Source organism: Streptomyces sp. NPDC002044 (assembly GCF_040296725.1).
Classification (GTDB): domain Bacteria; phylum Actinomycetota; class Actinomycetes; order Streptomycetales; family Streptomycetaceae; genus Streptomyces; species Streptomyces antarcticus.
This window is the reverse complement of the sequence record NZ_JBEOXU010000081.1, coordinates 21548-27547: the sequence shown is the minus strand read 5'-3', so window position 1 is coordinate 27547 and position 6000 is coordinate 21548. Positions and strand designations below refer to the sequence as shown.

6 protein-coding genes and 1 pseudogene are annotated in these 6000 nt (G+C 69.9%); all 7 read right to left on the bottom strand.

Annotation, left to right across the window (positions count from 1 at the left end):
- Positions 1 to 316, bottom strand: a pseudogene (locus ABT106_RS20400) (hypothetical protein); the annotation flags it as partial.
- A 95-nt stretch (positions 317 to 411) separates the two neighbouring features.
- Positions 412 to 1080 carry a uracil-DNA glycosylase gene (gene ung / locus ABT106_RS20395; RefSeq protein WP_351279222.1) on the bottom strand — a complete coding sequence of 223 codons (669 nt, stop codon included), beginning with the start codon at positions 1078 to 1080 and terminating at the stop codon, positions 412 to 414.
- A gap of 134 nt (positions 1081 to 1214) precedes the next feature.
- Complete coding sequence (locus ABT106_RS20390; RefSeq protein WP_351279214.1) at positions 1215 to 2798, bottom strand: ABC transporter substrate-binding protein; 1584 nt, start codon at positions 2796 to 2798, stop codon at positions 1215 to 1217.
- Positions 2799 to 2950: 152 nt separating this feature from the next.
- Positions 2951 to 3712 carry an SDR family oxidoreductase gene (locus tag ABT106_RS20385; protein ID WP_267725949.1) on the bottom strand — a complete coding sequence of 254 codons (762 nt, stop codon included), beginning with the start codon at positions 3710 to 3712 and terminating at the stop codon, positions 2951 to 2953.
- A gap of 20 nt (positions 3713 to 3732) precedes the next feature.
- Complete coding sequence (gene fabG / locus ABT106_RS20380; RefSeq protein WP_351279211.1) at positions 3733 to 4494, bottom strand: 3-oxoacyl-ACP reductase FabG; 762 nt, start codon at positions 4492 to 4494, stop codon at positions 3733 to 3735.
- A 160-nt stretch (positions 4495 to 4654) separates the two neighbouring features.
- Positions 4655 to 5038, bottom strand: a complete 384-nt coding sequence (locus ABT106_RS20375; RefSeq protein ID WP_351279208.1) for a DUF3037 domain-containing protein — start codon at positions 5036 to 5038, stop codon at positions 4655 to 4657.
- Complete coding sequence (locus ABT106_RS20370; protein WP_351279206.1) at positions 5035 to 5874, bottom strand: HipA family kinase; 840 nt, start codon at positions 5872 to 5874, stop codon at positions 5035 to 5037. Before ABT106_RS20370 ends, ABT106_RS20375 begins: the two co-directional genes overlap by 4 nt.
- Between the last annotated feature and the right edge of the window lie 126 nt (positions 5875 to 6000).

Below are 6000 nucleotides of genomic sequence, written 5' to 3'. Positions count from 1 at the left end.
TCGCGAGCCGCGGCTCGCGATGCGGCGTCCGCCCGGCCGGGATCCCCTCGCCCGGCACGGCCCCGGTGGCGGGCGCGTTGGCCGCGGTCAGGGCGCGCAGGTCCCAGGCCAGCTCGTCGGCGGGGTCGTCCTGCGCGTCGGCCATGTAGTGCGCGAGCGTGCACCGGTGGAGGGAGTCCCCCTCCTCGCCGATCTCGGACCAGATCGCGCCGAGCCGGTTGCGGGCCTCTTCGCGGTCCCCGGCGTGGAGCAGGATGACGGCCTGGCCGATCCGGGTCATGACGGCGTCCTCCGACGCCTCCTGCTGCTCCGTCAACGCGGCCTCCGGCTCGCTCCGCCGGACCTGCTCCGGTCCGGTCGTCACGAAGCTAGCCGCAGGCACCGGCAATGGCGCCGAGGCGCGGGGGCACGTCAGCCGAGGTCGGGGATCCGCCAGTCGATCGGCTCATGGCCCTGGGCGGCGACGGCCGCGTCGATCTGCGTGAAGGGCCGGGAGCCGAAGAACTTCTTGGCCGACAGCGGGGACGGGTGGGCTCCCTTGACGACCGCGTGCCGCTCCTCGTCGATCAGCGGGAGCTTCTTCTGGGCGTAGGCGCCCCACAGGACGAACACCGCCGGGTCGGGACGCGCGGACACGGCGCGGATGACCGCGTCGGTGAACTTCTCCCAGCCCTTGGCCTTGTGCGAGTTGGGCTCGGCCTCGCGGACGGTGAGCACCGCGTTGAGCAGCAGGACTCCCTGGCGGGCCCACGGCATGAGGTACCCGTTGTCGGGGACCGGCAGGCCGAGTTCCTCCTTCATCTCCTTGTAGATGTTCCGGAGCGAGGGCGGGGTCTTGACGCCGGGCCGCACGGAGAAGCACAGGCCGTGTCCCTGGCCCGCGCCGTGGTAGGGGTCCTGGCCGAGGACCAGCACCTTCACCTGGTCGAAGGGAGTGGCCTCCAGGGCCGCGAAGACCTGCTCGCGCGGCGGGTAGACCGGCCCGTTGGCCCGCTCCTTCTCGACGAACTCGGTGAGTTCCCTGAAGTAGGGCTGGTCCAGCTCCCCGCCGAGGACGGGAAGCCAGGACTCGGGCAGCATCTGGGTCACGGCAAAAACCTCCGGTACAAGTTCGTGCGACTGCTCCAGAACCTACCCGGGGCCACTGACAACGCCTCGGCCGCCTGCCGCGGTGCGCGCCCGTTCCGGCCGCGCACCGCTCCGGCGGCCGTCGCCTACCAGCTGGTCTTGCGGTACAGCTCCCACATCTGCATGGCGGTCTGCGGGTCGAGCGCCCGCTCGGCGCCCGCGATGTCGTCGCGCGCGGCGACGTACAGCTTGCCCTGCCACAGGGGCAGCAGCCGGACGTCCTCGGCGAAGATCTGCTGGGCCTGCTCGAACTCGCGGATGCCGGCGGAGCGGTCGCCCTCGCGGCGGGACTTCGGCAGCAGCTCGTTGATGATCTGCGCGGGCTCGTACGGCGTGCCGACCGCGTTCTCCTTGCCGACGAACGGCGCGATGAAGTTGTCCGGGTCCGGGAAGTCGGGGAACCAGCCGCGGCCGAAGATGGGGTACTCCCCGCCCTTGTAGCCCTCCTGGAAGGTCTTCCAGGGCTGGCCGCGCAGGGTGATCCGGAAGAGGTTGCTCTCGTCGAGCTGCCGCTTGATCTCGGTGAACTCGTCCGCGGTGGAGGCGCCGTAGCGGTCGGTGGTGTACCAGAAGGTCAGGTCCACCGGCTGGGTGATCCCCGCGTCTTTGAGGATCTTCTTGGCCTTGGCGACGTCCGCGTGACCGTACTTGTCGAAGAACGGCGTCTTGTGGCCGACGACCCCCTTGGGAACCATCGAGTACAGCGGTTCGGCGGTGCCCTGGTAGACCTTGGACACCAGCGCGCCGCGGTCGATGACCTGGGCGATCGCCTGGCGCACGGCCAGCTTGTTGACCTGCTGGTCCTTCGGGTTGAAGACCAGGTAGCGGATCTCCGCGCCGACGTTCTCGACGACCTGGACGCCCTGCGAGTGGGCGTCGGGGGCCTGGAGGTCCCGGACCTCCGCGGCCGACAGACCTCGGTAGGTGGCGTCGATCTCCTTCGACTTCAGGGACGCGATCATCTTCGCGGAGTCCTTGAAGTAGCGGATCGTGACGGCGTCGTTGCGGCGGTTGGCGAAGCCCGCGTAGCTGCCGTTACGGCTCAGGACCGCCTCGCCGGCGTCCTTGTACGAGTCGAGCACGTACGGGCCGGAGCCGGTGACCTTGTCGTCCTCGCGGACCTTGTCGGCCGGGTAGTCCTTCGGCGCGACGAGCGAGGCGGCCGGGGAGCCGAGCACGTACGGGAAGGTCGCGTCCGGGGTCTTCAGGTGGAAGACGACGGTCAGCGGGTCCGGGGTCTCGATCTTGTCCAGCGTGCCGAAGAGGTCCTTGGGACCGAGCTTGTGGCCGATGGTGCGGATCCGGTCGAGGGAGTGCTTGACGGCCTTGGAGTCCAGGGGCTCGCCGTTGGAGAACTTCAGGCCCTTGCGCAGGGTGCACCGGTACGACTCGTTCGCCGTGTCCGTGAACTCGCAGCCCTGGGCGGCGTCCGGCTGGGGCTTGGTGGAGCCCGTCGGGAAGGCCAGCAGCGTCTGGTAGACGTTCCGGTACAGCTCCCAGGAACCGTCCCATGCGGCCGCCGGATCGAGGGTGCTCGGGGCGCTGGTCGTGCCGACGACGATTCTCTTCTGGTCGCCACCGCTGTCGTCCGAGAGCAGGCCGCATCCGGCGAGCAGGGATATGGACGCAAGGGCCGCAGTGATCTGCAGGCATCTGGTCCGGTTGAACACGTGCACGCTCCTCGATCAGCCAGGGGTGCGGCAGACCCTACCGCAGTGCCCCACGAATCCAATGGATAGGTTTCGTGGGGCACTTGACCGGTTCCGTGCATATTCGTTATGCATTTGGCTCTCTTCAGGAGGCCAATGCGTCCGATTATCGGTCAGTGCACGCCGGCATTGAGGAACATTCCTCCGTCAACGACGAGAGTTTGCCCAGTGATCCATTCCGCTTGTGCAGATGTGAGGAACGCCGCGGCCCCTCCGATGTCCTCCGGAACCCCGAGCCGGCCGAGCGGATAGGCCGCCGCGGCCTCCTGCTCGCGCCCCTCGTAGAGCGCCTGGGCGAACTTCGTCTTGACCACCGCGGGGGCGATCGCGTTCACCCGGACGCCGGGTGCCATCTCGTGGGCGAGCTGGAGGGTCAGGTTGATCATGGCGGCCTTGCTCATCCCGTACGCGCCGATGAAGGGCGAGGCCGAGACGCCGGCGATCGAGGCGATGTTCACGATCGCCCCGCCGTTGTCCTTCTGCCAGGCGTGCCAGGTGCGCTGCGCGAAGCCGAGTGCGGAGATCACGTTGGTCTCGAAGACCTTGCGCGCGACCCCGAGGTCGAGGTCCGCGATCGGGCCGAAGACCGGATTCGTGCCGGCGTTGTTCACCAGGAAGTCGACACGGCCGAAGGCCTCCATCGTCCGCTCCACGGCGACGGCCTGATGGGCCTCGTCGTGCGCCTTCCCCGCGACCCCGATCACCCGGTCCGCGCCAAGCCGCTCCACGGCCTCCTTCAGGGCCTCCTCGTTGCGCCCGGTGATGCAGAGCCGGTCGCCGCGGGCGACCAGCGCCTCGGCGACGCCGTAGCCGATGCCCCGGCTCGCGCCGGTGATCAGCGCGACCCTGCCGCTGTCGATGCCGTCGTACGTCATGACGTGCGCCCTGCCTCTCGTCAGTTGAGCGGGCCGCCGGCCACGTACATGACCTGGCCCGAGACGAAGCCGGCGGCCTCGCCGGTGAAGAACGCGATGGCGTTGGCGATGTCGTCGGGACGGCCGACGCGCTGGACGGGGATCTGGGTGGCGGCGGCCGCCTGGAAGTCCTCGAAGCCCATGCCCATGCGCGCGGCCGTCTGGGCGGTCATCTCGGTGACGATGAAGCCGGGGGCGACGGCGTTGGCGGTGACGCCGAACTTGCCCAGCTCGATGGCCAGGGTCTTGGTGAAGCCCTGCAGACCGGCCTTGGCGGCGGCGTAGTTGGCCTGGCCCCGGTTGCCCAGAGCCGAGCTGCTGGAGAGGTTCACGATGCGGCCGAACTTGGCCTCGACCATGTACTTCTGACAGGCCCTCGACATCAGGAACGCGCCGCGCAGGTGCACGTTCATGACCGTGTCCCAGTCCGTCTCGCTCATCTTGAACAGCAGGTTGTCGCGCAGCACGCCCGCGTTGTTCACGAGGACGGTCGGGGCGCCGAGCGTGCTCGCGACCCGCTCGACGGCCGCCTCCACCTGCGCGGCGTCGGAGACGTCGCAGCCGACCGCCAGCGCCGTGCCGCCGGCCGCCGTGATCGCCTCCACGGTGTCCTTGCAGGCCGCCTCGTCGAGGTCGAGTACGGCGACCGCCCGGCCTTCGGCGGCCAGGCGTACGGCGGTGGCCGCGCCGATGCCCCGGGCCGCCCCGGTCACGATCGCGACGCGCTGCTCGGTGGTGGACATGCTGGATCTCCTCGCCCTTGAGAGGCGGCCGCCCAGAGGTGAGCAACCGCTTAGTAGCTTCAGCTGAGGAGACGCTAGGAGCCCTGGCACCCGGTGTCAACGGGGGTCCGCTCCGTCCGGCCGGCGGACGCCCCCCGGCCGGACGGAACGACGCCGGCGACTAGAGGACCAGCAGGCCCAGGAGCCGGTCCACCTCCGCGGCGGGGTCTGCCGTCAGTCCGGTGTGCACGGGGCCCGGCTGGACCACGGTGCTCCGCGGCGCGATCAGCCAGCGGAACCGGCGGCCCGCGTCGTCGCCGGCCGCCTGGCCGGCCCCCTCCCCGCCGCCGCACACGCCCTCGACCCCGCGCAGGGCGGCCCGGACCCCGGTCACGTCGGCCTCCGGGTCCAGGGCGAGGAGTTTGGCCTCGTCGAGGTGGATGCGGGCGGCCACGTACGCGTGGGCCCGGCTGTAGACGATCACGCCGGCGTTGAAGCACTCGCCCCGTTCCATCCGGGGCACCACCCGTACCAGCGCGTACTCGAACACGTCCCGCTTGATCACTCGCTGTCGCTCTTCTTCCGGTGGGGCTGGGGGGCAAGACGCTCGGCGAGCCATCCGGGAGGGCCGGACCGCGGCCTCGCCTCGGCCTCCATCGTGATCCTCTCGTGGATGGAGGCCGCGCGCGGCAGCAGCACCTCCACGTAGGCGCGGCGCAGGGCGTCGGTCGTGTCGAAGCCGGGCTCGTCGACCAGCCATTCGTCGGGAACGTCGGCCGCCACCTCGGTGAGCAGCTCTTCGGTGACGAGCGGCGCGAGCGCGGCGGCCGCCGCCGCGACGTCCGGTCCGACGGGGGCCAGGACATGATCGGAGGCGTTGTACGGCTTGGCGGCCGCGGCCCCCGCCGTGGGCCAGTTGTGCTGCCAGATCATGGTGGCGCCGTGGTCGATGAGCCAGAGGTCGCCGTGCCAGACGAGCAGGTTGGGGTTGCGCCAGGACCGGTCGACGTTGTTGATCAGGGCGTCGAACCAGACCACGCGCCCGGCCTCGACCGGATCCACCTGGTAGGCGAGCGGATCGAAGCCGATGGACCCGGGCAGGTAGTCCATGCCGAGGTTGAGCCCGCCACTGGCCTTCAGCAGCTCCTGGACCTCCTGGTCGGGCTCGCCGAGCCCGATGACGGGATCGAGCTGCATCTGCACGAGCCGCGGGACCCGCAGTCCCAGACGCTGGGCGAGGCGCCCACAGATGACTTCGGCGACGAGCGTCTTGCGGCCCTGGCCGGCACCGGTGAACTTCATGACGTACGTCCCCAGATCATCGGCCTCGACGATCCCCGGGAGCGAGCCGCCCTCACGCAGGGGCGTGACGTAGCGGGTCGCGATCACTTCTGTGAGCATTTTCCCAGGGTATCCATTCGCTAAGCCTTTCAATAAAAGGGACACTCTCCTCCTGTGCGTCCCTGCGGCGTGTCGGCCCAGGACCTTGGGGAGAATCTGGGGAGTTTCAGTCAGTGCCCCGTTCCC